This is a genomic window from Cardiobacteriaceae bacterium TAE3-ERU3 (assembly GCA_019218315.1).
GTDB lineage: Bacteria > Pseudomonadota > Gammaproteobacteria > Cardiobacteriales > Cardiobacteriaceae > JAHUUI01.
In genome coordinates this window covers 123,225-147,364 of record JAHUUI010000006.1, presented here as the reverse complement: position 1 = coordinate 147,364, position 24,140 = coordinate 123,225, and the positions used below count along the sequence as shown (strand labels likewise).

The 24,140-nt window shown below is 49.2% G+C and carries 26 protein-coding genes, 3 tRNA genes and 1 other RNA gene; 15 read left to right on the top strand and 15 right to left on the bottom strand.

Translation table 11 applies throughout. From position 1 onward, the window contains the following. Window position 1: 1 nt before the first annotated feature. The 7 genes from dnaB to KRX19_11005 all read right to left on the bottom strand — a co-directional run bounded on the left by dnaB (window position 2) and on the right by KRX19_11005 (window position 6,173). Complete coding sequence (dnaB, locus tag KRX19_11035) at window positions 2-1,381, bottom strand: replicative DNA helicase (GenBank protein ID MBV7435553.1); 1,380 nt, start codon at window positions 1,379-1,381, stop codon at window positions 2-4. A gap of 219 nt (window positions 1,382-1,600) precedes the next feature. Then, on the bottom strand, window positions 1,601-2,050 hold the full coding sequence (gene rplI, locus KRX19_11030; protein MBV7435552.1) for a 50S ribosomal protein L9: 450 nt from the start codon (window positions 2,048-2,050) through the stop codon (window positions 1,601-1,603). 12 nt (window positions 2,051-2,062) lie between these two features. Next, complete coding sequence (gene rpsR, locus KRX19_11025; protein ID MBV7435551.1) at window positions 2,063-2,275, bottom strand: 30S ribosomal protein S18; 213 nt, start codon at window positions 2,273-2,275, stop codon at window positions 2,063-2,065. 10 nt (window positions 2,276-2,285) lie between these two features. Beyond that, window positions 2,286-2,615, bottom strand: coding sequence for a 30S ribosomal protein S6 (rpsF, locus tag KRX19_11020; GenBank protein ID MBV7435550.1), 330 nt, complete (start codon window positions 2,613-2,615; stop codon window positions 2,286-2,288). Window positions 2,616-2,853: 238 nt separating this feature from the next. After that, window positions 2,854-3,034: non-coding RNA, 6S RNA (gene ssrS / locus KRX19_11015), on the bottom strand. Between the two features lie 42 nt (window positions 3,035-3,076). After that, on the bottom strand, window positions 3,077-4,660 hold the full coding sequence (locus tag KRX19_11010) for an inorganic phosphate transporter (protein MBV7435549.1): 1,584 nt from the start codon (window positions 4,658-4,660) through the stop codon (window positions 3,077-3,079). Window positions 4,661-4,796: 136 nt separating this feature from the next. Continuing rightward, entirely contained in the window at window positions 4,797-6,173 is a 1,377-nt protein-coding gene (locus KRX19_11005) for a DegQ family serine endoprotease (GenBank protein MBV7435548.1), read from the bottom strand. A 107-nt stretch (window positions 6,174-6,280) separates the two neighbouring features. On the opposite strand from KRX19_11005, the gene KRX19_11000 reads away from it, so the two are divergent. From KRX19_11000 to KRX19_10980, 5 genes are all read left to right on the top strand, one after another. Then, a complete protein-coding gene (locus tag KRX19_11000; GenBank protein MBV7435547.1) occupies window positions 6,281-6,970 on the top strand; it encodes a response regulator transcription factor in 690 nt (229 codons plus the stop codon). A gap of 94 nt (window positions 6,971-7,064) precedes the next feature. Next, window positions 7,065-8,399 (top strand): HAMP domain-containing protein, encoded by a 1,335-nt coding sequence (locus KRX19_10995; GenBank protein ID MBV7435546.1) that lies wholly within the window; start codon window positions 7,065-7,067, stop codon window positions 8,397-8,399. A 128-nt stretch (window positions 8,400-8,527) separates the two neighbouring features. Continuing rightward, window positions 8,528-8,603, top strand: a tRNA-Val gene (locus KRX19_10990). Window positions 8,604-8,607: 4 nt separating this feature from the next. Further along, window positions 8,608-8,684: transfer RNA gene (locus KRX19_10985), tRNA-Asp, on the top strand. Between the two features lie 79 nt (window positions 8,685-8,763). Beyond that, window positions 8,764-8,840: transfer RNA gene (locus KRX19_10980), tRNA-Asp, on the top strand. Between the two features lie 174 nt (window positions 8,841-9,014). Here the strand turns inward: KRX19_10980 and KRX19_10975 are convergent. Next, on the bottom strand, window positions 9,015-9,215 hold the full coding sequence (locus KRX19_10975; protein ID MBV7435545.1) for a hypothetical protein: 201 nt from the start codon (window positions 9,213-9,215) through the stop codon (window positions 9,015-9,017). A gap of 313 nt (window positions 9,216-9,528) precedes the next feature. Between KRX19_10975 and KRX19_10970 the strand changes: the two genes are divergently transcribed. Further along, window positions 9,529-9,693 (top strand): hypothetical protein, encoded by a 165-nt coding sequence (locus tag KRX19_10970; GenBank protein MBV7435544.1) that lies wholly within the window; start codon window positions 9,529-9,531, stop codon window positions 9,691-9,693. 81 nt (window positions 9,694-9,774) lie between these two features. Here the strand turns inward: KRX19_10970 and KRX19_10965 are convergent, their stop codons facing one another. Genes KRX19_10965 through radC form a run of 3 tightly spaced genes read right to left on the bottom strand, consistent with a single transcriptional unit; the run spans window position 9,775 to window position 12,540 of the window. Beyond that, the gene (locus tag KRX19_10965; protein MBV7435543.1) at window positions 9,775-11,088 is read right to left on the bottom strand and encodes a DUF3329 domain-containing protein; all 1,314 of its coding nucleotides are present in this window, start codon (window positions 11,086-11,088) and stop codon (window positions 9,775-9,777) included. A gap of 15 nt (window positions 11,089-11,103) precedes the next feature. Continuing rightward, the gene (locus KRX19_10960) at window positions 11,104-11,805 is read right to left on the bottom strand and encodes a response regulator (GenBank protein ID MBV7435542.1); all 702 of its coding nucleotides are present in this window, start codon (window positions 11,803-11,805) and stop codon (window positions 11,104-11,106) included. Between the two features lie 51 nt (window positions 11,806-11,856). Continuing rightward, window positions 11,857-12,540, bottom strand: coding sequence for a DNA repair protein RadC (radC, locus tag KRX19_10955; GenBank protein ID MBV7435541.1), 684 nt, complete (start codon window positions 12,538-12,540; stop codon window positions 11,857-11,859). A gap of 51 nt (window positions 12,541-12,591) precedes the next feature. Between radC and coaBC the strand changes: the two genes are divergently transcribed. The 7 genes from coaBC (at window position 12,592) to KRX19_10920 (ending at window position 18,109) form a co-directional block, all read left to right on the top strand. Then, entirely contained in the window at window positions 12,592-13,785 is a 1,194-nt protein-coding gene (gene coaBC / locus KRX19_10950) for a bifunctional phosphopantothenoylcysteine decarboxylase/phosphopantothenate--cysteine ligase CoaBC (protein MBV7435540.1), read from the top strand. Next, a complete protein-coding gene (locus KRX19_10945) occupies window positions 13,778-14,074 on the top strand; it encodes a hypothetical protein (GenBank protein MBV7435539.1) in 297 nt (98 codons plus the stop codon). Before coaBC ends, KRX19_10945 begins: the two co-directional genes overlap by 8 nt. Window positions 14,075-14,159: 85 nt before the next feature. Then, entirely contained in the window at window positions 14,160-14,621 is a 462-nt protein-coding gene (gene dut, locus KRX19_10940; protein MBV7435538.1) for a dUTP diphosphatase, read from the top strand. After that, the gene (gene argB / locus KRX19_10935) at window positions 14,621-15,394 is read left to right on the top strand and encodes an acetylglutamate kinase (GenBank protein ID MBV7435537.1); all 774 of its coding nucleotides are present in this window, start codon (window positions 14,621-14,623) and stop codon (window positions 15,392-15,394) included. Before dut ends, argB begins: the two co-directional genes overlap by 1 nt. A 23-nt stretch (window positions 15,395-15,417) precedes the next feature. Then, window positions 15,418-16,326, top strand: a complete 909-nt coding sequence (locus tag KRX19_10930) for an HAD hydrolase-like protein (protein ID MBV7435536.1) — start codon at window positions 15,418-15,420, stop codon at window positions 16,324-16,326. Then, entirely contained in the window at window positions 16,323-16,982 is a 660-nt protein-coding gene (locus tag KRX19_10925; protein MBV7435535.1) for a YdcF family protein, read from the top strand. The genes KRX19_10930 and KRX19_10925 overlap by 4 nt, the downstream gene beginning before the upstream one ends. Beyond that, window positions 16,979-18,109 (top strand): AFG1 family ATPase, encoded by a 1,131-nt coding sequence (locus KRX19_10920; protein ID MBV7435534.1) that lies wholly within the window; start codon window positions 16,979-16,981, stop codon window positions 18,107-18,109. Before KRX19_10925 ends, KRX19_10920 begins: the two co-directional genes overlap by 4 nt. Before the next feature lie 107 nt (window positions 18,110-18,216). Here the strand turns inward: KRX19_10920 and KRX19_10915 are convergent, their stop codons facing one another. The 4 genes from KRX19_10915 to KRX19_10900 are packed head-to-tail and all read right to left on the bottom strand — an operon-like array spanning window position 18,217 to window position 21,809. Then, complete coding sequence (locus KRX19_10915; protein ID MBV7435533.1) at window positions 18,217-18,783, bottom strand: hypothetical protein; 567 nt, start codon at window positions 18,781-18,783, stop codon at window positions 18,217-18,219. Further along, complete coding sequence (gene pyk / locus KRX19_10910; protein ID MBV7435532.1) at window positions 18,783-20,237, bottom strand: pyruvate kinase; 1,455 nt, start codon at window positions 20,235-20,237, stop codon at window positions 18,783-18,785. Before pyk ends, KRX19_10915 begins: the two co-directional genes overlap by 1 nt. Window position 20,238: 1 nt before the next feature. Further along, window positions 20,239-20,853: a 5-formyltetrahydrofolate cyclo-ligase gene (locus KRX19_10905; protein MBV7435531.1), complete on the bottom strand. Its 615-nt coding sequence runs from the start codon at window positions 20,851-20,853 to the stop codon at window positions 20,239-20,241. Continuing rightward, window positions 20,841-21,809: a LysR family transcriptional regulator gene (locus tag KRX19_10900; protein ID MBV7435530.1), complete on the bottom strand. Its 969-nt coding sequence runs from the start codon at window positions 21,807-21,809 to the stop codon at window positions 20,841-20,843. The genes KRX19_10905 and KRX19_10900 overlap by 13 nt, the downstream gene beginning before the upstream one ends. Before the next feature lie 272 nt (window positions 21,810-22,081). On the opposite strand from KRX19_10900, the gene cysK reads away from it, so the two are divergent. After that, complete coding sequence (gene cysK, locus KRX19_10895) at window positions 22,082-23,029, top strand: cysteine synthase A (GenBank protein MBV7435529.1); 948 nt, start codon at window positions 22,082-22,084, stop codon at window positions 23,027-23,029. 486 nt (window positions 23,030-23,515) lie between these two features. Beyond that, window positions 23,516-24,094: a 1,6-anhydro-N-acetylmuramyl-L-alanine amidase AmpD gene (gene ampD / locus KRX19_10890; protein MBV7435528.1), complete on the top strand. Its 579-nt coding sequence runs from the start codon at window positions 23,516-23,518 to the stop codon at window positions 24,092-24,094. Window positions 24,095-24,140 lie beyond the last annotated feature (46 nt).

Here is a 24,140-nt window from a genome sequence, read left to right as displayed (position 1 = left end):
GCTACTCTCCCTCATCCGGGTCGATATACCCTGCAGACAAATTATCAAACTTGGTGTATTTACCAAGAAAGGCCAGCTTGACCTTACCGATCGGACCATTACGCTGCTTACCAATAATAATCTCCGCAATGCCTGCATCATCACTGTTCTCGTTATAGACCTCATCGCGGTAAACAAACATAATCACATCCGCATCCTGCTCAATCGCACCCGATTCACGAATATCAGACATTACTGGTCGCTTATCCGGTCGAGATTCAAGCGAACGGTTTAATTGCGACAGCGCAATCACCGGCACATTGAGCTCTTTTGCCAATAGCTTTAACGAGCGAGATATATCGGAAATCTGTGTCGCGCGGTTTTCGTTAGAATCAGGTAACTGCATCAACTGCAAATAATCGATCAGAATCAACGCCAGCTGCCCCTCTTCACGCTGTAAGCGCCGTGCGCGAGCACGCAGCTCAGTTGGACTAAGGCTAGAGCTATCATCAATAAAAATAGGGGCGCCGGTCAGCTGATTAACCGCCATCGTCATTTTGCCCAGATTGTGCTTATCCAGCTTACCCGTCCGCAACTGCTCGGACTCAACCCGCCCCAAAGAAGCAATCATACGCATGACTAAAGATCGCGCTGGCATTTCCAAAGAAAACACGGCCACAGGCTGGTTCGTCGCCAAAGCGATATGCTCGGCAATATTCATCGAAAAAGTGGTCTTACCCATCGACGGACGCCCGGCCACGATAATCAAATCACCAGGTTGCAAGCCGGCAGTTTTATCATCAAGATCGGTAAACCCGGTTGGAAAACCAGTGATATTACTGTCACGCCGTGCCAGCTCTTTAATATATTCAACCGCATCAGCCGCAACATTTTTAACCTGTTGGAAACCTTCACGCTCATTCTTTTGATATTGATTGGCGATGGCAAACACACGCTGTTCCGCACTATCAAGCAATGATTTAACATCACGCCCTTCGGGGAAATAGGCGCTATTGGCGATTTCGCCCGAAGTTGCAATTAACTGACGCAATACTGCTCTCTCGCGCACAATATCAGCATACGCAACTACGTTAACCGCACTTGGTGTTTCCATACCTAACTGGCGCAAGTATTCAATCCCGCCAGCTTCTTCCAGCTCTTCGCGATTACGCAGCAATTCAGCAATCGTCACCACATCAAACGGCTGCGACTTATCCGCCAGCGTAACCAAAGACTGAAAAATTACACGGTGATTTTGATAGAAGAAATCACTTGCCTGAACACGGTCAGCCACCCGCTCCCATGCATTGTTATCAATCAACAGTCCGCCAATAACCGCCTGTTCTGCTTCCCGCGATTTTGGAGACTCTTTGACCCGTGCTTCTTCATCATATTCTGCCATGTTCACCCTTCCATTTATCCCTAATACCGAACCCGATATCCCCACCAATCACCCAGACACACTGGCGAGTATGCATTATAGTGTTGCGGTCTAAAAAACAAAAAGCCCGCAACCATGTGCGGGCTTTTTTGTTTCGGTATATCTAAGCCAAACAATTATTCTGCCACACAAAACAACCGTGTGTCTGATATAGCATGTTCATTATTTGACTGTCAGCAATTACTCGCTGACGACGACACGTACCAATACTTGAGCGGCGATATCACCATAAAGCTGTAAATCAACTTCATATTCGCCCAATTCACGGATGGTACCATTAGGCATCAGAATTTCCTGACGCTCAACTTCCAAACCTTGTTGCTCAGCGGCTTCAGCAATTTGCTGTGTGCCAACTGAACCAAACAGTTTGCCTTCATCACCAGCTTTAGAAAAGATAGTCAGCACTTTACCATTAAGTGCTTCAGCACGGCGCTGTGAGTCAGCAAGGCGCTCAGCCAATTGCTTTTCAAGCTCTGCGCGGCGCGCTTCAAATTTTTCCAAATTGGCTTTAGTAGCTTCAGTAGCCTTGCCAGTTGGGATCAAATAGTTGCGTGCATAGCCGGATTTAACTGAAACGGTGTCGCCCAGTTCACCAAGACCTACAACGCGATCTAACAAAATAATATCCATTAAATTGCCTCCTTAGTGCTGGTCAGAGTAAGGCAACAACGCGAGGAAACGCGCGCGCTTGACCGCTGTGGCCAACTGACGCTGATAGTAAGCATTAGTACCAGTAATACGTGCTGGAACAATTTTGCCTACTTCAGTAATGTAAGACTTCAAGGTATCGAGATCTTTATAATCGATTTCTTTCACGCCATCGGCTGTGAAACGACACATTCTGCGACGAGCCATAATCTACTCCTTATTTCTTGTTGCTTTCTTGCATCATCGGAGAAGCATCAGTGATGGCTTCTTCGCGACGGATGGTCATGTGACGCAGAACCGCGTCGTTGAAACGGAAGTTGCTTTCAAGCTCTTCCAGCGTATCGGCATCACACTCGATGTTCATGAGAATGTAGTGAGCCTTGACCAGCTTCTGGATTGGATATGCCAATACACGGCGACCCCAATCTTCGAAACGGTGCACGCTGCCACCCTTGCTTTCGATCATTGAGCGGTAACGCTCAACCATACCATTGACCTGTTCGCTCTGGTCGGGATGAACCAGAAAAACGATTTCATAATGACGCATAATTGCTCCTTATGGATTAAAAACAGCCACTTGCATAACTCCAAGCAGCAAGGAGATGCCACAGACTATATCCACAGTCCGTAGCAAGGGCGCGAACTATAACAAAATCAAGAGAAAACCGCAACTTCGAGAAATGATCAGTTACTTCTGATTGAGTGTCGAGTTGTAGATTAGGATTCCGCAGTCTATCTCGAACGCAAATAAAAAGCCCGATGCAATACATCGGGCTGGAATATAGAGCATGACCACCTGGGCCGCTTAACCATCTGCCCTTGAACCGAGAGGTTCAAGTGGGTGTCTCAGCAGGTCTTCGGGCTTCTCACTCAAGGTGAGCTTGCTCGCCCGACCGCGTCTGACTCCCGGGCACTAAGTAATTAGGGTCAAGGGGTCTGTAGGAAACGCGAACCCTGCAGCCATGCTATGAGCAAACTATACGCCAGGATATTTTGCTTGTCAAAGGGTCAGGCAAGCTTATTCAATAACAAAAATGCAATACTCGCGATGATACCAGCAGCAGGTAGTGTAATAACCCAAGCCATCGCAATTGGTCGCATTAATTTCCAATTTGCATTGTGGTTGACCAAGCCAATACCAAGTACCGCGCCAACCAAAATATGCGTACTTGAAACGGGTAAACCCAATATTGAGGCAATCATTACGACTGACGCAGCTGACAGCTCAGCCGCAAACCCGGAAGACGGATGCATTTTGGCCAAGTTGGTACCAACCGTCTGAATAACTTCCTTACCGATAAACCACAAGCCTGCAATTAGCGCAATGCCAAATACCACCATCGCCACTAACGGCACTGGTGCTTGTGAAGCTATATTGTTGGTTTTCAGCACATCGAGAATCGCAGCAAATGGACCAATCGCGTTAGCGATATCATTCGAACCATGACTGAATGCAAAACCAGAGGCGGTAAATACCTGCATCCAGCTAAATACGAGGAAGGTAGCTTTACCCAGATTTTCAGTCTTGAGTGTTTTGGCATAAATGAACGTCGCCATCCAAACCGTCGCACCGATCATACCCATAATCAGATAGTTGCTCAACGAACTCAGCCCCAATTCAAGGTGTTTGAGTCCTTTAAACAGCATCATTGCGGATATAATCATAGCGCCCCCGGCAGCCAATAGCGGCACCCAGTGCTCCAATGCATGATGTGCATTCACATCTTCTTTCTGCGCTTCAATGCGCTCTAGCTCACGATAATAGTCAGACTCAAGGTCTTCGGCATCATAATCATCATCACGATAAGCACGTGCGTCTCGCGCCATGGCACTGGTATAGGCAATTTGCTGCAACTCAGAAAGCCGTTCAAAAGCTTTTTTGTTCTTCTTTTTGAGGGCTTTTTTCTGCTTCTTGATATCTTTCAGGCGGTCTTCGGCAGCATCATTAAAATTGAGAATATGCTTCTTAATCAACCCGAACAAAATATAGGACATCAACCCGCCCAGTGCTGGTGATAACACCCAAGATATCGCAATAGAGCCAATTTCACCCCACTGTACCAAGCTCGTCGCATGTACTTCAGGCAAAATCACGCCAAGCGTAAGCGAAGCACCGACGATACCACCAATAATTGAATGCGTGGTTGAAACAGGCCAGCCTTTTTTCGTCGCAAACAGTAACCAAAACGCAGCGGCCATTAAAGATGACATCATGATATACACAAACTGCATTGGCTCAAGCGCTACACTACTCAAATCAACAATGCCCTTACGGATCGTATCTGTTACCTCACCGCCAGCAATCACAGCACCACTAACTTCAAAGACAGCGGCTACCATCAGCGCCTGAGTGATTGATAAAGTACCAGCACCGACACTAGTACCAAATGAGTTAGCGACGTCATTACCGCCAATATTGAATGCCATAAAAATGCCAAACAAGGCTGCAATAATAAATATTGCGACGTGATGGTATTCGGTATAAGCCATACCCCACCACATAAAATACCCAACAGATCCTAAAAGTAAGATCGCAAATAGCCAACTGAGGCTAGAAACCCCTAAAAAGCCTGTACGAGGAAGTGAAGTCATAATTTTTCCTAAATTAAAAACTTCATTTTGCAAGGCGAATATGTCGGTAATGTGACAACACCCACAAAAGTGGGTGCTGACTAAATCAAGGTCAATTAATCATGCATCACCCAAAAGTGCGATGCATGTCATCATATTATTGCTGGATATCGAGAGGTAAATAGACTGTTTGCTCACCGCGGCGGATCAACAGCGCCACACCGCCACGCTTTTCAGCATCCTGCAATGCAGCTGATGCGGCTTTAACGCTATCAACGGTACGGCTACCAACTGCAAGCAGAATATCATTTGCACGCAAACCAGCTTTGGCAGCCGCTGAGTCACGCTTGACCGAGCTGACTAACACACCCTGATCTTCCAGCCCCAGCTCTTTACGCTCATTCTCATCCAAATTGCGCAGGCTTAACCCAAGTATTGTTTTCGCTGAGGTTGCCGTTTCGGTAGACATACTTTCGAGGTTGCCGATGGTCACGATTACGGTTTCCTTCTTGCCATTACGCAACACTTCCAGCTCGGCCTCATCACCGATCGGGGTCAAAGCAACCATTGGCGGCAAGTCTGAAGATTTATTGATCTGCTTACCGTTATAACTAAGCACCACATCACCCGGTTTTAACCCAGCAGCCTTGGCGGGGCTATCAGGCATAATACCGGTGATCAATGCTCCTTGCGGATGATCCATACCAAATGACTTAGCCAACGCCTGATCAATACCCTGAATGCTCACACCAAGCCAGCCACGAGAAACCTCGCCCCCCTCTTTAAGTTGATCAGCAACATTTTTAGCGACATTAATCGGAATAGAAAATGCCAAACCATTGAATGCGCCACTGCGGCTATAAATTTGTGAGTTGATACCGATTACCTCACCTTTACTGTTAAACAGTGGTCCACCAGAATTTCCTGGATTAACTGCGGCATCAGTCTGAATAAAAGGTACATATGCACCGTTGGGCAGGCTGCGTGATACTGCACTAACGATGCCTTTAGTCGCTGTATGTGTAAAGCCGAATGGCGAGCCAATAGCGAGCACCCAGTCACCAACTTTCACATCATCCGAGTTGCCCAGCGCCGCAACAGGTAAATCCTGACCATCAATTTTTAGCAATGCAACATCGGTACGCTGATCTACCCCAATCACCTCAGCATCATATTCATGACGGTCAATCAGTTGCACAGTGACCTTATCCGCACCTTCAACCACATGAGCATTAGTCAAAATATAGCCATCACCATCAATAATAAAACCGGAGCCTTGCCCAGACTGGCGACGCTCTGGTGCTTGTTCCCCATAGGGGAGTGGGCGACCAAAAAAATGCTCGAATAATTCAGGTGGAAATCCCGGGGGAATCTGTTGCTGATACGCATTACGAGGCACTGTTGCCTCTACTTCGACACTCACCACACTGTCCTTAGTTTGCTCAAACAGCGCACTAAAATCCGGCGCTGGTTCAGCATGTGCTGCTACACTCCATAATCCTGCCAAAGCAATCGTTACTAAGCTTTTATTCATAAAAATCTCCACTTGTTTTAATATAGAGGCTGAATTTTACGTCAACCAGTTATGCGCTTTGCTGGATAGCATATTAAAAAACATCCAGTCGCGTAAAAGGAGAAAGTATGCATGTATTGATAATTGAAGATGACAAAGATGTCGCAGCCTACATCGCAAAAGGACTTAGCGAAAGTGGCTATGTGGCCGATGTAGCCCATACAGGCACTGAAGGCCTTAGCATGGGGCAAAATGGGCAATATGATATTTTTATCGTTGACCGGATGCTACCCGAGCTCGAAGGGCTCGAAGTCATCTCGCAACTACGCAAAGATGGCATCACCACACCAGTGCTGATTCTCTCAGCATTGGGCGAAGTCGATGATCGCGTCGAAGGCCTTGCAGCCGGTGGCGATGATTATCTGGTCAAGCCGTATGCTTTCTCCGAGCTCTTGGCTCGTGTTCAAGCACTCACTCGCCGCCGCAGCAGTGATATCCAAGACCAGATGATCCTCGAAGTCGCAGACCTCAAGCTTGATCGTTTGAAGCGCAAAGTGACGCGCGGCGGGCAAAAGATCAATCTACAACCACGCGAATTCCGTTTGCTTGAGTACCTCATGAGCAATGCAGGACAAGTCGTTACTCGTACCATGCTGCTAGAAAAAGTCTGGGAATATCACTTTGACCCACAGACCAACGTCATCGACGTACATATCTCACGTCTGCGCAGCAAAATCGACAAAGATTTCGATACCCCATTAATCCACACTGAACGAGGCGCTGGTTACAGCCTATATGATCCGTCAGCACACAATTAAATTCTTAAAAGATCTCAAAAGAGTAGCGAGAACAACAGCTTTTCGCTACTCTTTACTATTCACTGTGGCATTCAGTATTTTGACTGGCATCTCCATGGTGATGATCTACCAAACAGCCGAGCAGGAAATTTCTCAGCAAATTGACTCTCACCTTTTCAGTGAATCAGCACGATTAAAGCGCGTCTTGGCATATCGCCGTACCATGGACATGCGCACGCCATTAGTCGGTGTGACTGAAAGAATTCCGACAGAGCCGTCAATGTCCTACTGTATGGTCAGAGCAAATTCACTTGACCCTAACTACCTCCCCGGCTCAACCCAAAATTTCCTTTTTGTTGACAGCAATTTCAGCGATCTATGTGATTTGCACACAACGCATGCCGGCAGGGTTGGCTCAATGCGTATCATCGTCTCGCCAATTGATGACAGCTACGTCCTCATCACAGGCTTTGATATCCGCACCCAGCAACGCCTTCTGACCAGTATGCTCAACATCGTCTATATGGTCACAGGTTTGCTTCTGATTGCCTCTTTCATTGGCTCATTTATGATCAGCCGCAATATCACCAACTCCATCGCGCGTATCAGTAAAACGGCACGCCATATCGTCGATGGTGACTTTGCCGACCGGATCAAAACCACAGAAAATGACTCAGACGAGCTCAACCTGCTAGCCAATGACCTCAACCATATGCTTGACCGCATAGAAGGCTTGATCAGCAGTCAGCGCCAAGTCACAAACAACATTGCCCACGACTTACGCAGCCCCCTCAACCGCTTGCGCAACCGCATGGAAGTGGCGCTGCTGGATAAAAATGTCACTTGCGATGAGCTGCGAGACGTCATTGCAGATTCTGTACAAGATGCCGAAAACCTACTCAAAACCTTCAATGCTCTACTCAATATTGCTCAAGTTGAGGCACGCGCGAAAGACGACTTTGAAGAAATCAGCGTCACAGCAATTGGAGAAGATCTTGCGGAGCTTTACGAAGTGCTCACCGAAGAAGGCGAACACAGCTTCAGTTCTGATATTGAGCACCAGCTCACGATCATGGGTAACCGCCAACTATTGGCGCAAGCGATCATTAATCTGCTCGACAACGCGGTGAAATATACCCCTCAAGGCGGGCACATTAATCTAACCGCGAAAAAGCTCAACCGACAAGTCGTGATCTCCGTCAGTGATGATGGTGAAGGCATTCCTGATCAGCAGCGTGAAGAAGTCATCAAGCGCTTTGTACGCCTCGACAGTGCACGCAGCACACCAGGAAACGGATTAGGCTTATCTTTGGTCAGTGCCATCGTTGCACTCCATGGCGGCACACTTAACTTGCTGGACAATAACCCGGGGCTCAAAATTGAATTGCGTTTGCCCGACGTGAACATTTATCGCAAGCATCAAGAGCGAGACAACAACCATAAACGCTAATTCTGCCCTAAAAGTCAGGATAAAAGCATTTATAAAAACATAGCATTAATAAAAAAGTCGCAAATAAAGCAAAAAAATATTTGCGACTCTTGCAAAAACCCCTATAATGCACGCCTCACAACGATGCAGGGTGCTTAGCTCAGTTGGTAGAGCATCGCCCTTACAAGGCGAGGGTCAAAGGTTCGAGTCCTTTAGCACCCACCACTGCGGAGCGGTAGTTCAGTTGGTTAGAATACCGGCCTGTCACGCCGGGGGTCGCGGGTTCGAGTCCCGTCCGTTCCGCCATTTATTTCTGCATCGAACCAAGCACTTTCTAAGTGCTTTTTTTAACGGCAAACTATTTTGTAGTTTCCGATTCCGCTGCGGAGCGGTAGTTCAGTTGGTTAGAATACCGGCCTGTCACGCCGGGGGTCGCGGGTTCGAGTCCCGTCCGTTCCGCCATTTTCTCTCTTGATATTCCAACAAGAAAATTCCTCAAAATACAGAACTCATACTGTAATACACAGTATTTGAATGCTATTCATGCGTATTTTCTATATTAAAAGTACCTCGTTGTCCAACGCTATTTTACTGAGTTAAATTTGCTCTAGCACCCTATCAATTTGATGACATACATCAGTGTAGTTCCGGCCAAACATCATAAATTTCATCCAGTGACAATCTAATTCCAGGAAACGACTTGCACAATGAATTGCCCTGCTCCTTCAAGCCATGGCGCAGGTTATTTTTGAGCACTTTACGCACACCACTATGCATCAGCATCGACCACAGTTCACGCAAATCAATATCCGTCTTACAATAGCCTTCGCGTGCCATTGCCAGTACTGCTAGGGCCAACTGTGACAAAACCATCAATCATGCGAGTCAAGTGTACACCGAGAATACGATATCGGCATAGGCTGCAATGACGACTGGGACAAAGTACGGCACTGATGATCAAAGCTTGCCAATCCATACGAAGCTTGCCAATCCATACAAGGTGTTGAAGCCGACCCCAAGCCGGAAACCATCCCGGTAGAGCTCGGCGATTTTGCCAATATCATTCGCCTGCGTTGGTGGACTAAATCCGACCGCAGTACACAAATTCACGTCAAAGGCGAAGTATTACAAGCTGTGTATAAAAAGCTTAATGCCGCTGGTATCGACTTCCCTTACCCCACCCCATGTTCACCTCTGGCACGACCAAACAGATGAGCACGACGGCGACCGTGCACGCCAGCGCGAAGGTTGGCCTTCACAAGAAAATGGCAACAACCCTAGGCCAGTACGCGATAGAAGCAATCAGCACGACTAAGTAAGACAACTGATCACAATCCTAAAAAGGGGCTACGCCATAAATAGCATAGCCCCTTTTTCTCATACAGGTCTTAAGACGTTACGATGATAGCTCTTCTTTTTTCAAAGAGGCTTCATCAATATCAGCCTGGCTGCGATAACGTGAATACGGCAGCTGAATACAAAACGTTGAACCCTGTTCTTCCACTGAGTGCACCGTCAAAGTACCACCCAATGCCTCAACAGCATGGCGCACAATAGCCAAACCCAGTCCTGAACCACTCACCGCACCCCGTTGCCCATCAATGCGGTAAAAGCGCTCAGTAATGCGCGGCAAATGCTCAGCTGCCATACCAATACCATCATCACTGACAGTCAACTCAATGCCATCACTACTCACCATCGCATCCAGGACGATACTATGCCGACTATGCGCATGGAGCAACGCATTGGTAATCAGATTGTTGAGCGCCGAATAAATCAACTGCTCATCAACCCACATATGAAATGGTGCTGAACGGTAAACCACGCCGACACCATTGCTAAAGCGCTGATTTGCTGAGCGCTGCAATTCAGCGAACAAGTCATCGACAGAAACCAGAGATTCCTTCAGTGGCACTTGTTGCTGCTCCAGACTCGCCAGCTGCAGCATATCCTTAATCAACTCGCGCATTCGCTCCGCATGACTGCGCATCTCCTTAACCGGCATCGCCAAAGATGGCGCGAGGTCAGGATGGCTCTCCATCACTTCAAGAAAACCACTAATCACGGTCAGTGGTGTTTTCAATTCATGTGACGCATTATCAGTAAAAGCCTTGCGCTTCTGATTGAGCAGCACAAGATTGGTAACGTCTCTGGCGATTAATAACTTGTTGCCTTGCGACAACGGCACACGGCTCAGCTCGATATAAATCGCCAAATCACCCGGTAAACGGATCGTGACTGCGCCGCTACTTTCCTCATCGTGCCAAAATTTGGCAAATGACTCACCGCGAATCAAGTGATCAATGCGCGTTCCTTTATCCATAGCTGGCGTCAAGCCCAAAAGGCGTTGCGCAGCATGGTTAAAATTGAGCAGACGCCCCTGCGCATCGACGATCATCGCTGCATCAGGCACCGCTTTGGCCAATTCATTGAGCCTACTGAGCAAATCCTGCAATTTACGCTTACGCTTACGCGATTGCTTACGCCGCTTAATCAGAAAACTGGCGACCTCATCGAGTGGCGCAAACATCTCTGGGGGCGCTCGTTTAGCGCCCTCTCGTACCCACTTGACCAATTTCATCTGCTGACAATGCTGCCAAATTAACGTCACGATGAGCCCTGCAACAAGTCCCCAATATGGCAAATCAAACAGCGCACCAAACAGCCAAAATAGCCCGGGCAGAATGATATAGATCGCAAATATAGCCATCGCTATCCAGCATTATCAAGTAACAAAAAATAGAACGATACAAACCAATGCAATTGCAGCTGCACCAGCAGCCAGAAGCGAAAGCTTTTTCATGGATCTTTCATTTTGCTGGAGATTATTTTGCAAATGCGCCAAATCATTGGCCTGCCTCTGAAGCATATTTTTTAATGAAGTCAGTGATTCCTGTTGGCGTTCAAATTTGACATAAACCTTACCAACTTCGTGGCGCAATTCACGCACCTCTTTCACTGGTATCGGCTCAGGCTCACCAGTAGAGGTAGTGTGAGGATGCAAAGATTCATCACCAGAAGCAGCCACAGATGCAGCTGGCACCACAGGTGATGACGGGTAACGTTCCTTAAGTTTTTCGAGTAAAGCAGCCAGCTGCTCTTCATTGACCGGCTTGCGCAAAAAACCCGTCGCTTTGCCATCGCGTGCCTTTTGTTTGGATTCAGCACTGGCATCACCAGAATACATAATTACAGGCAAGTGCTTTGTCTCAGGCTTCGCACGAATTTCAGCCAGCGCCTCAAACCCATCCTCTTCTGGCATAGTGATGTCCATGAAAATGACATCAGGTAGCTGATTGTGGCGTAGCCAATAACGACAATCAGATACGCATTCACCCTCAAAGACCTCCAAACCATGTTTCATCAGAAAGCGTTTCAGGGTTAAACGCGCCAGAGCAGAGTCATCAACGATCAAAGCTGTTTGCATATCGTGGTTACCTTTATCAAGCCAGTACATTATTAATATCGTGCTAGTGTATCACCACCCACCAACTTCACGCATAGAAACCAGTTCATTTCCTGCAACGATGAAATGGTCCAATAACCGAACATCGATCAGCTCTAGAGCATCATCAATTTTACGCGTCACGACCTTATCTGCTACAGAGGGCTCTATGCTATGTGCAGGATGATTATGAACCAAAATGACCGCAGCAGCATGTGACGAAAGAACCCTGTTTAACAACTGACGTAGCGGCACATTAACGTGCCCGGCACTACCTCGCGCCAGTGCTGTATAGGCCAATAGTTTATGCTGCTGATCAAGCAATAAAATGCCCATCTGCTCATAACCCAGCCCTTTATAGTGCATCAACAAAAAATCACGGACATCATCCGGTGAAATAAAAGACCACGCTGAGGACTCAACCGTCGCACGAACATAGCGGCGTGCCATTTCTGTTACCGCAAGTAATTCGGCAACTTTTGCCTGACCCAGCCCACGTATCGCAAGCAAGCGCTCATGATCGTGATTGAGCAGCCCGACCAAGCCACCACTTTCATCCAATACTCGCCGCGCAAATGCCACAACGTCCTCTCCACGGTTGCCCGTGCGCAACAGCAAGGCCAATAGTTCGTAATCTGCCAACGCCTCAGCTCCAAGACGCTGCATGCGCTCACGCGGCATATCTTGCCTGTTCGGCGATAATCCTGCTTCGGCCATTGGCTTACTCCTCTATGTCACGCTAAACTAGCCTTTTTCCGACACTTTAGCATGAAACACATTCTCATCGGCATCAGCGGTGGTATCGCCGCTTACAAAAGCATCGAAGTTGCACGTCTTCTGCAAAAACAAGGCCATAAAATCCGTTTCGTCCTCTCTGAATCCGCGCAGGCATTCGTCACACCACTGACCTTGCAAGCACTTTCCGGCGAACCGGTACGCAGTGAGTTGTTTGACAGCGCAGCAGAAGCCGCTATGGGCCATATTGAGCTGGCGCGCTGGGCTGATGTATTACTGGTTTGCCCGGCCACAGCCAATACGATCGCCAAGCTCGCACATGGCATTGCCGATGACTTGCTCACCACCCTTTATCTCGCCACCGATGCAGACATCGTCATAGCTCCAGCCATGAACAGGTTGATGTGGCAACACCCAGCGACCTGCAGCAATCTCGACATATTAAAGAACCGCACCCGGCACCGCATCTTGCCCGTTACTGAAGGATTGCAAGCCTGTGGTGAAACAGGCCCCGGGCGCTTACTGGAACCAGCCGACATAGCTGCGCAGCTCCTGCCCAAGCTCGATTATAAGGGCACACACCTCACCATTACAGCCGGACCTACCCGCGAGGCCATCGATCCGGTGCGTTACCTGAGTAACCACAGCTCAGGAAAAATGGGCTACGCACTTGCCGATGCTGCTGCCAAACGCGGTGCAAAAGTCACCCTCATTAGCGGCCCGACCAACTTACCAACGCCACCACACGTAACTCGTATCGACGTTGTCAGTGCAGAAGAAATGCACCACGCTGCACAAAAATACGCGCCACAAAGTGACGTATTTATTGCTGCAGCAGCCGTTAGTGACTATCGCATTGCCCAACCACATGCGCAAAAGCACAAAAAAACCGTCCACGGTGAGCTCAACTTATCACTGATCGAAAATCCCGACATCGTCGCCGGTGTCGCAGCCCTACCAGCTGACAAGCGCCCGTTTACCGTCGGCTTTGCCGCTGAGACTGAGCATTTACTTGAGCACGCCAGAGCTAAACGCGCGCGCAAAAACCTCGATCTAATCATAGCTAACGATGTTAGCGAAGGCGTCTTTGGGAGCGATCACAACCGCGTCACCATTATCAGCGCACAAGGCGAAACACCACTGCCCGAAACGAGTAAGGCTGCGCTCGCCGACCAGTTACTCGACCATATTTTGCAATCCCGGACCCAAGGAAAACTCCATGACTAAACAAACTATTGGCACCGTCCCCACTGGTGAAGGCAAACTACACAGCAACGAAAATGCGATGATCGTGCGCCGCACATTTTCACCTGAACGCCCAATGAACCGCCACAATCACCCCGGCCAGCAAATTGTACTTACCGTCGTGCACGGCCATGCGCAACTACGCCTTGATGACAGCGAAAATCACGACCTACACAGTGGAGACGTCCTGATTTTTGACGGTGAACACCACATCAGCGGTGAATTTGACTGTGAAACCCTACTTGTCATTACATTGATCAACAAGCAATAAGCGCGCGGCGGCAAACTACCACTATCACCTGCCTTTGATACAATAAGCGCCCATTTGAGCAGCAAAACAAACCAATAGAGCCAATATGCATATTCTCAATTACAAAATTCTCGACCCACGTGTCGGCGACAGTATCGAATTACCAACCTACGCCACTGATGGCAGTGCCGCTATGGACCTGCGCGCCGTATTCGACGCCGATGAAATAACCCTCAATCCTGGTGATTGCATTCTGATCGGAACCGGCCTTGCCTTCCACATTGGCGACCCAAATTACTGCGCTCTGGTCCTACCCCGTTCGGGGCTGGGGTACAAGCACGGCATCGTGCTCGGTAACCTCGTCGGGCTAATCGACAGCGATTATCAGGGTGAACTGAAAATTCCTTGCTGGAACCGCAGCGACAAACCCTACACAATCACACTCGGCGAACGCATTGCGCAAATGATGATCACCCCGGTACTGCGCCCGCAGCTCAATCGTGTCGATGACTTCAGCGACACCAGCCTGCGCGGCGATGGCGGCTTCGGTCACACAGGCACACGCTGATGCGTCTCGCTGTTATCAAGTACGGCGGCAACGCCATCGCTGACATTCACGCACTTGAAGATTTTGCCGCAGCGATCGCCGAGCTCAAAGCGCAAAATATTGCGCCAGTTGTCGTGCACGGTGGTGGCCCACAAATCAATCATTGGCTGGATAAAACCAACACCACCAGCCATTTCGTCAACGGCCAGCGCTTTACGGACCAAGCTGCGCTTGATGTCGTCGAAATGGCACTTTGCGGCCATGTCAACAAAGCCATCGTACGTGCATTACAACGTGTAGGCCTAAACAGCGTTGGTATTAGTGGTGAGGACGCTAATCTGATCCACGCTACAGCCAACCCTGATCTGGGGGCTGTCGGTATCATTGAGCATGTCGAACCAGCGCTACTGCATACCCTGCTCAGCAACGGCTACACACCAGTCATCGCGCCACTCGGCTGCGACAATGCGCACAACGTGCTCAACATCAATGCCGATTACAGCGCAGCACATATTGCGGCTGCCCTTAATGCCGACGACTTTATCCTGATGACCAACGTTGCCGGGCTACTCGATGCTGACGGCAAACGTATCGCCACTGCCAGCGCAGAAGACATCGACACTCTCATCGCACAAGGCACAATTTACGGCGGGATGCTGCCTAAGGTCGATTGCGCACTGGTCGCTTTGCGTGGTGGCTGTAAACATGCCAGTATCATCGACGGCACTCACCCAGCCAATCTCGCCCATGCGACGACCAATCCCGGCACCATCGGCACACTAATCACTGCCTGACTCAACGAATCAAAGGAATAACCATGCCTGCAATAGCTGCTTTCAACCACTACCAAAATCTCCGCCATCGCTTACCGGTATCGCCGTTATGCAACCATCAACCGCGCCATATACCCGACATCATGGCAGTTGCAGAGCACTATGACACTTTCTTCTTTGATGCATTTGGCGTACTCAACGTCGGTCAGCAGGCTATTCCTAATGCTGTTGACCAAGTAACGAAGCTACGCAAGCTGGGCAAAAATGTGATGATCGTATCCAATGCCGCCAGCTATGAAAAAAGCGTCGTCATTGAAAAATTCCGCCGCTTTGGCTTCGATTTTAGTGGTGATGAAATCGTCACCAGCCGCGACACGTTACTTGCAGGCCTGCACGAATATCCTGACAACATGCACTGGGGCGTCGTCGCCAGTGAAGAAGGACAAAGTGACCTAGAAGCGCTCGGCCTCAATATCACCTTTCAAGATCGGCCAGGCTTCCACGACGCCGACGGCTTCCTGTTTTTATCCAGCATCGCGTGGGATGACCAACGCCAAAAGGCTTTCGTCGAAGCATTACATCATCGCCCTCGGCCAATCCTGCTCGGCAACCCAGACCTCATCGCCCCAATGGGCGGGCATAGCTCCACCGAACCGGGTAGCTACGTTCTCTTGCTTGAGGATCACCTCTTTGACCACGCTAAAGTCTTTGGCAAGCCCTACCACAGCATCTACGACATTGCAGCAAAACGCCTAGCTAAACTCGGCAAACCACTCAATCACGCACGTACTCTCATGCTCGGAGATACCTTACACACCGATATCCTGGGCGGAAATGCATACGGTATCGCCACAGGCTTAGTCACCGATCACGGATTTTTCCGCGGCCTGGACCCACAACCATATATCGACGAAAGTGCTATTGTGCCGGACTTCATCCTGCCCCAGCTATGAAGCGCTTGATGATTCTACTCGTCCTCGCCTTACTCGCGCTGATCATCATCCCGATCAGCGCATATTTATGGATAGAGCTGCAAAGTCGTGACTATCTCTATGACCAGACAGCCGATATCCCAGAACGCGACGTTGCAATTGTGCTCGGTACTGCCAAGTATCTCGCTGGCGGTAGAACCAACCTATTCTATACTTCACGCATCAAAGCAGCCGCTGAGCTCTATCACGCTGGCAAAGTCCGCTACATCATCGTCAGCGGTGCCAACCCCAGCCGCAGCTACAACGAGCCCGCACAAATGAAAGCGGACCTAATCGCCGCCGGCATACCCGCCGAACGTATCCAGCCGGACTATGCAGGGTTGCGTACGCTTGATTCCATTTTGCGCGCAGAGCACATCTTCGGGCAAACCCGCTACACCATCGTCTCACAACCTTTCCATAATGCCCGCGCCGTTTATATCGCCCGCCATCAAGGGCATGATGTCGTCGCGTACAACGCTGGCGATGTGTCATTAAAAAGCAGCATCAAGACCCGCATCCGTGAATTTGGTGCGCGCCTGAAAGCGCTGCTCGATCTGCACATCACCGACAAGGAAGCCAAATACTACGGCGACCCTATTCCCTTCCCGCCGCACAGCACACAGGACACGCCATGAACTTCACTGAACGCTACCAACAAGCCCTCGCTGCCAAAGGCTATCAATCAGACCCAGCACAACTCCGCGTCATCGCTGAAATGCAGCGCATTGCTGAAGCCCTGCAAAATACCCCGCAGGCCACCAAAGCACCAAAAGAAAGCAAAGGCTTTTTCTCCAAACTATTTGGAGGCAATGAAGAAACGCAAACGGAAGAACACTGGATACAAGGTCTTTACTGCTGGGGTGGCGTAGGGCGCGGCAAAACATTCATGATGGATTTATTCGTCGACTGCCTGCCAAATGAACGCAAATTACGCCGCCACTTCCACCGCTTCATGCTCGAGCTTCACGATAAACTCAATGAAGCCGGTAAGATTGAAGACCCGATTGACACCATTGTCGCCAATATGAAAAAAGACATCGACATCATCTGCCTCGATGAATTTTTTGTCTCAGATATTACCGATGCCATGTTGCTCTCGCGTCTGCTGCGCGCCATGAAAGACCACAACATCACCATCGTCACCACCTCAAATATCCCGCCAGACGATCTTTACAAAAAAGGCCTACAACGCGAGCAATTCCTGCCAGCCATCGCGTGGATCAAGGAAAACCTCGTCATTCACCACATTGACGATGGTGAAGACTATCGCCATCGCCATTTCAGCCAAGAAACCGTATTCCGCAACCCGGATAATGCAGAAAATCGTGCCGCCATGTGTACAGACCTCGCCAACATCACCGGCGAAACCATAGACAACGGCCACACACCACTACCACTACGCGCTGGCAGCCGTGAAATTCCCCTGCTGCACCGCAACGAACATGCAGTGATCTTTGATTTTAACGTCCTATGCGGTGGTAATTACTCACAGAAAGACTACATCACCATCGGCAAACGCTTCCCGCATGTCGGTATCGTTGGCGTTCCTGTTCTCGATGAATACTCAGAAGATGCGGCACGTCGATTCCTCGTCCTGATCGATGAGTTTTACGATCGCCGCGTCAAGCTGATGTTGACCACGGAGCAGCCAGTCAGCGAGCTCTACCAAGGCAAACGCCTCACCTTTGAATTCGAACGACTGCAAAGCCGCCTGTTCGAGATGCAAAGCCAAAATTACTGGCAAGAACCTCATCTGCTCTAAGCAAGCGAATCAATAATCCATACAAATAAACCCCGCAAAATGCGGGGTTTATGTTTAGCCAAAGTATTTTTTCTGCCAGCATATCAGGCTGTTATCAATACCTGTAATTAAGCTGTACCCAAATGCCCAGCGCTATCAGCGTCGAGAATATCGCGTATCTGCTGCCAAATGGCCTCTTGCTCAGGTGCACGTTCGGAGAGTATGTCCAGCAGCCCCAGACTATCCAGACCATCAATTTCTTCGCTCGTGCTACTGATTGGCGCAGCAGCATCCGCACCATGCTCTATAAGATAAGCGACCAGTGCAACATTGCTTTGTAAAATAGCGGTATTCAGTGGCGACAGGCCATTCAAGTCCGGCTGATTGATATCACAGCCTCGCGCAAGCGCATCATCAAGCGCCGCAATAACGTGGTCATGCGCCACATCCGGCAAACCATCACTGGAAACCAGCAAAGGCATTACCGGGCGTACTTCATCACCATGAATAATAAAGCAGCCCAGTTCATCAGCGTACTGCATGTCGAGCATCGCCTGTTGCGATGCTTGGTCAGTAGCTTGAGGCGCTGCTGTATTACTTGTCGTATCTTGTGCCATTATCGAGTTCACCGCCATCATGCCAATGATTAAAGCAGCGCCTTTAGCAAAGCGCTGCTTATAGAACAGCAAATTCATTATTTGGCACGACTGATTTGCAAGGTATTGGTCGAGCCCGGCTGCCCCATGTTCATACCGCTGGTAATAACGTAGAGATCGCCGCTACTAACCACACCACGCCATTGCAGGTGTGCTTCTGCTTCCTGAATAGCCGTGTTGTGATCACTACTGGTACCGACCATCAACGGCTGAACACCACGATAGATACACATCTTACGCTGTACGAGCTGGTCACTGGTCAACGCATAGATCGGAATATTGATGCCAAATCGGCTGATCTGGAATGCAGTCGAGCCACTTTCAGTCAGGGCAACAATTGCCTTCGCATCCAGCTGACGCGCTGTAAAGACTGCGCCACTGGCGATGGTGTGATCAATTCGGCTCGAATGCTGAATATGAATATCAGCACTGGTCAGTGGGTCTTGGGCATTTTCTGCAGCCGCACAAACCTGTGCCATGGTGTGAATGGTTTCAAATGGGTAAGCACCAACAGCCGTTTCCGCGCTAAGCATAACTGCGTCACTGCCATCGAGTACTGCGTTAGCGACGTCACTAACCTCTGCACGAGTCGGCACCGGATTGGTGATCATGCTCTCCATCATTTGAGTCGCAGTGATGGTAAAGCGGCGCATTTCACGCGCTTTCTTGATGATACGCTTTTGCAGCGCCGGTACTGCCGGGTTCCCAACTTCGACCGCCAAGTCACCACGCGCGACCATCACGCCATCACTGGCTTTGAGGATTTCTTCAAGGTTGGTGATCGCTTCAGTACGCTCGATTTTAGCAATCAGACCTGGGCGGTGGTTACCATTCGCAGCCTGTGCCGCAAGCTGGCGTGCCAATTCCATGTCAGCAGCTGATTTAACAAAGCTGATCGCCAAGTAATCCGCGCCAATAGCGATCGCAGTCTTGAGGTCACGATGGTCTTTATCGGTCAATGCAGCGGCTGATAATCCACCGCCCTGCTTGTTGATGCCTTTGTTGCTTTTCAGCACAGCATCATTTTGCACTTCTGTGTGAATCTCATCACCATCAACGCGGGTAACGACCAAAGTCAGTAAGCCATCGTCGAGCAGCAAGACATCGCCCTTAGTGACGTCTTTTGGCAGGTCGCGGTAATCAAGGCCGATACGCTCCTGATTGCCTTCTTCCTCCAGCCCGGCATCAAGGATCAATGCATCGCCTTCTTTGAGGCTGATTTTGCCATCTTTGATTTTGCCTACGCGAATTTTAGGGCCTTGCAAGTCAGCGATAATTGCTACTTCACGGCCGGCACGCTGAGATGCCTCGCGCACACGCTTGGCATTTTCTTCGTGTACTTCTGGTGTACCGTGGCTAAAGTTCAGGCGCACGACATTCAAACCGACGCGAATCATGTGCTCCAGCATTTCGACATCATTACTTGCCGGACCCAAAGTCGCAACAATTTTTGTGTGGTGACAGACTCGGGTTAGATCACGATGTTTTGCCATGTTAAACTCCTGTAAAAGATAAAGATTCAAGTTCGCTCACCACGCCATCGAGGCGAACGTCCCATGATTGGGGGGCAATGCCTTGCGGTACTTCTTGGCATGCATAGGCATAGCCCAATAAATTCGGGGACTTACCCGCTATTTTAGCGGCAAAGGTACGGTCATAAAATCCACCGCCCATACCGATACGGTAGCCATAGCGATCCCAGCCAACCAACGGCACGACCACTGCGTCAAGCGCCATACCGGACAAGCGCGTTGCCTGATGGTCTTGAGGGGAAGCAATGCCCAAGGTATCGTAAGTAAGCAGGGTATCCGGGTCGTAGGGTTGCCAATGCAGCGGCGCCTGCTTCGCGTGAACAACTGGCAAATACACTTTTGTTCCAGCCGGCCACAAACGCAAAATCAATGGCTGCGTATTCAGCTCTTCGGGTAAAGACAAAAAGACCCCAACACGCCGTTTAGACATATTGCCAAGCCTGTCTTTTAACCAATCATAAGCATGTTTAGCCGCCAGTATCGAGGCTGCCTCTCGTTCACTGTCTGCCACAGCACGGCGCTGTTCGCGCAGTGTCTGGCGCAATCTTGCGCTATAGCTGAGATTTAAATCGTCCACATACCCTCCTCCTGCGCCCGCTGCTGAGCAATTTGCGCGCGCACTGATTTCGCATCAACTGAAGGCATCAAGGTTGCGATAAAATCATAATCGTGATTACGCAAATGGCGCTCTGTTTGCCACACCAAATAAGTATTAAAAACGGGCATCCACTCTTCTAGTGGATAACGCACCAAATCCTTATCCATCACTTCGTCATATGCCATATCAGCAATCACGCCGAGGCCGATACCTTGGCGGACATAGCTTTTGATCAAGTCGGCATTGCGCGCAGTCAGTACGACATTGGCATGGCAGCCATATTTTTCCATCGCCGATGCAAGGCCGGAAAGCCCTTTATGAGAAGTCACATACGTTACCAACGGATAATTTGCCAATAGCCCAATGTGATCAAAAGAGCGTTTATTGAACTCGTGATCTTTGGGCACAACCAATACTGGCGACCAAGGCGCACCACTGACCGACATCAAGCCACGCATAGCCGTTGCATACGGTGCCAAATCAGTCGCTGAGAACCACGCATAATCAGCCTCATATTCCTGCACCATCTGCAATGCCTGTGCGTTGGTACTTTCAATGACATTGAGCTGCAACTGTGGGTGCGTGCCTCGAATCGCAGCCAATGATGGTGCGAGGCGGTACGTGGCGAGGGTATTGGTTGTAGCGATGGTCATGGTCGGCGCACTGCCACTATACGGATTGTGTGCCAAAGAACGCAGGTACTCGACACTCTGCATGATGCGCTTCAGTTCTGGCAAAATAGCCTCACCGATCTCGGTCAAACCCACAAACTGCTTACTTTGACGACGAAATATCGGTTTACCCAAGGTTTCTTCGAACAACTTGATTTGCTTACTGACCGCCGGTTGAGACAAAAATAAACGTTCCGCTGCTGCTGTAACGCTGTAGCCACTCTCTACCACAGCCAACACGCATTGGAATTGCTTGATCTTCATGTCCTACCCAATGAATTTTGGCGCTATTCTACCGCAAAGCTCCCGTTGCGTGGGCTAATTCCTCTGACGATCACGCAACAACAAGCCGGTAAACTACCTACATCGCACAAAACCAAAATATTGATTTTAATTTACAATTTACATATCTGCGCATCAATTCAAGCCAATCTCGGTAATGGTTATGCTCCTATAACCATTGGTTATTTAATTTATCCATCATCATGCCCTACACTGAGTACATAATTTTTGATCACTTTAAGGAGTGCTTAGCCATGAAATACAACTCTATTCTTGACACCATTGGTCACACGCCGATTGTCCGCATTAATCGTCTTGCGCCCAAGCACGTTGACATGTACGTCAAGGTCGAATCCTTCAATCCGGGTGGTTCGGTCAAGGACCGTTTGGCATACGCTGTCATCACTGATGCTGAAAAGCGCGGCCTACTCAAGCCCGGGCAAACCGTGGTTGAGGCAACTTCAGGTAATACCGGCATCGCATTGGCGATGGTTTGTGCCGCCAAAGGTTATCCTTTTGTCGCCGTCATGACTGAGACGTTCTCCATTGAACGCCGTAAGCTGATCCGCAGCCTTGGTGGTACTGTCATTCTTACCCCAGCCGCTGAAAAAGGCCTCGGCATGGTACGCGTTGCCAAAGAACTGTCGGAAAAAAATGGTTGGTTCCTCGCCAATCAGTTCGCCAACCCAGCCAACCCGCAATACCACCGCGAAACCACAGCAGCAGAAATACTGCGCGATTTTGCAGGTGAACGACTGGACTACTTCGTTAGCGGCTACGGTACTGGCGGTACTATTTCCGGCACTGGCGAAGTACTTAAGGCCGCACGCCCAGGGCTGGAAATCGTTGCTACCGAGCCACTCAATGCCCAGTTGCTTGCCGGCAAAGATTGGACACCACACAAGATTCAAGGTTGGACACCAGACTTCGTCGCCGACACCATGAACAAGCAAATCTATGACCACCTCATTCCGGTTGGTGATGAAGAATCGCGTGATACCGCACTTGCGCTCGCCTCACAGGAAGGCATCCTGACCGGCATTTCCGGCGGCGCAACATTCAATGCGGCCCTGCAATTTGCCCAAAAAGCAGACGAAGGTTCCGTCATTCTCGCCATGTTGCCAGATACATCAGAGCGCTACATGTCCACCTTCCTATTTGAAAGTATTAACGAAGGCTCGGATGACCATCTGCTGCCTTAAACCAAACTGAATCAACGACCAAACCTCTGCCGTTGGTCGTAATATGATGTCAAATAAAGTGCCACCGTCACATTGGTTGTGGCACTTTTTTTTGTAGCAATGACATGACATACATGGCACATCAATTTCTAGCAAAAAGCCCTTCAAATACCGCCAATGATTTATCCACATTCCTTGTGGAAAACTTTGTGAATAACCTCTGCGTTACTTCTTTTTCACAATAAAAATCGTCACTTACCAAGTTGCCCAGAATTTAAGCAGATATTTAAATATTCTTAAAAAACAAACTATTAACAGATTCATTTGTTCTGTAAGTAATTTTTAAACTTGCATTTGTGCAAATGCGCACCACTGCTGCAATTGTGTATAACTCAGCTATACTGATTCGAGAAAAAACGCCGATGTCAATAAATAAATGTGTAAAAACCCAACAGCCAATCATCATCTATACTGTCAAACATCCCACCCAATTGCTTAGCCAATACAATGAAACAACCATTGCTGATAGATACCCAAGGCTGGCTGCTAAACGCGCGCCATATCCACTCTCCATTTCAGAACCAACGCCCCACATCAGCGCCAATTAATTTACTTGTCTTGCACAATATATCCCTGCCACCCGGAGTATTTGGCGCCACACATATTGACGCACTCTTCGCCGGCAATATCGCTCAGCACCAAGGAGAAGACCCATTTATTGACAGCATCATGGATTTACAAGTAAGCGCCCACTTCCTGATCACAAGAGACGGCGCCATTACCCAGTATGTTTCAACTTGTGACCGCGCATGGCACGCAGGCGCATCAGAATACGAGGGACAAAGTGGCTGCAATGATTTTTCAATCGGCATCGAACTCAACGGTTGTGACCACCATCCCTACACACACCGCCAATATTTATCCCTCGCCTTACTCACTCAAGCCATTATGATCCGTCATCCGCAAATTAATGCCGAACGCATCACGACACACCAACACATCGCCCCACAGCGCAAAACTGACCCAGGGCCAGCATTCAATATGCGTTATTTCAAACACCTAATACAGCGCCTTGATCATTTATAACCCTTTCCATTGACGTAAGATTTGTTAGAATGCCTCGCTTTGCAAT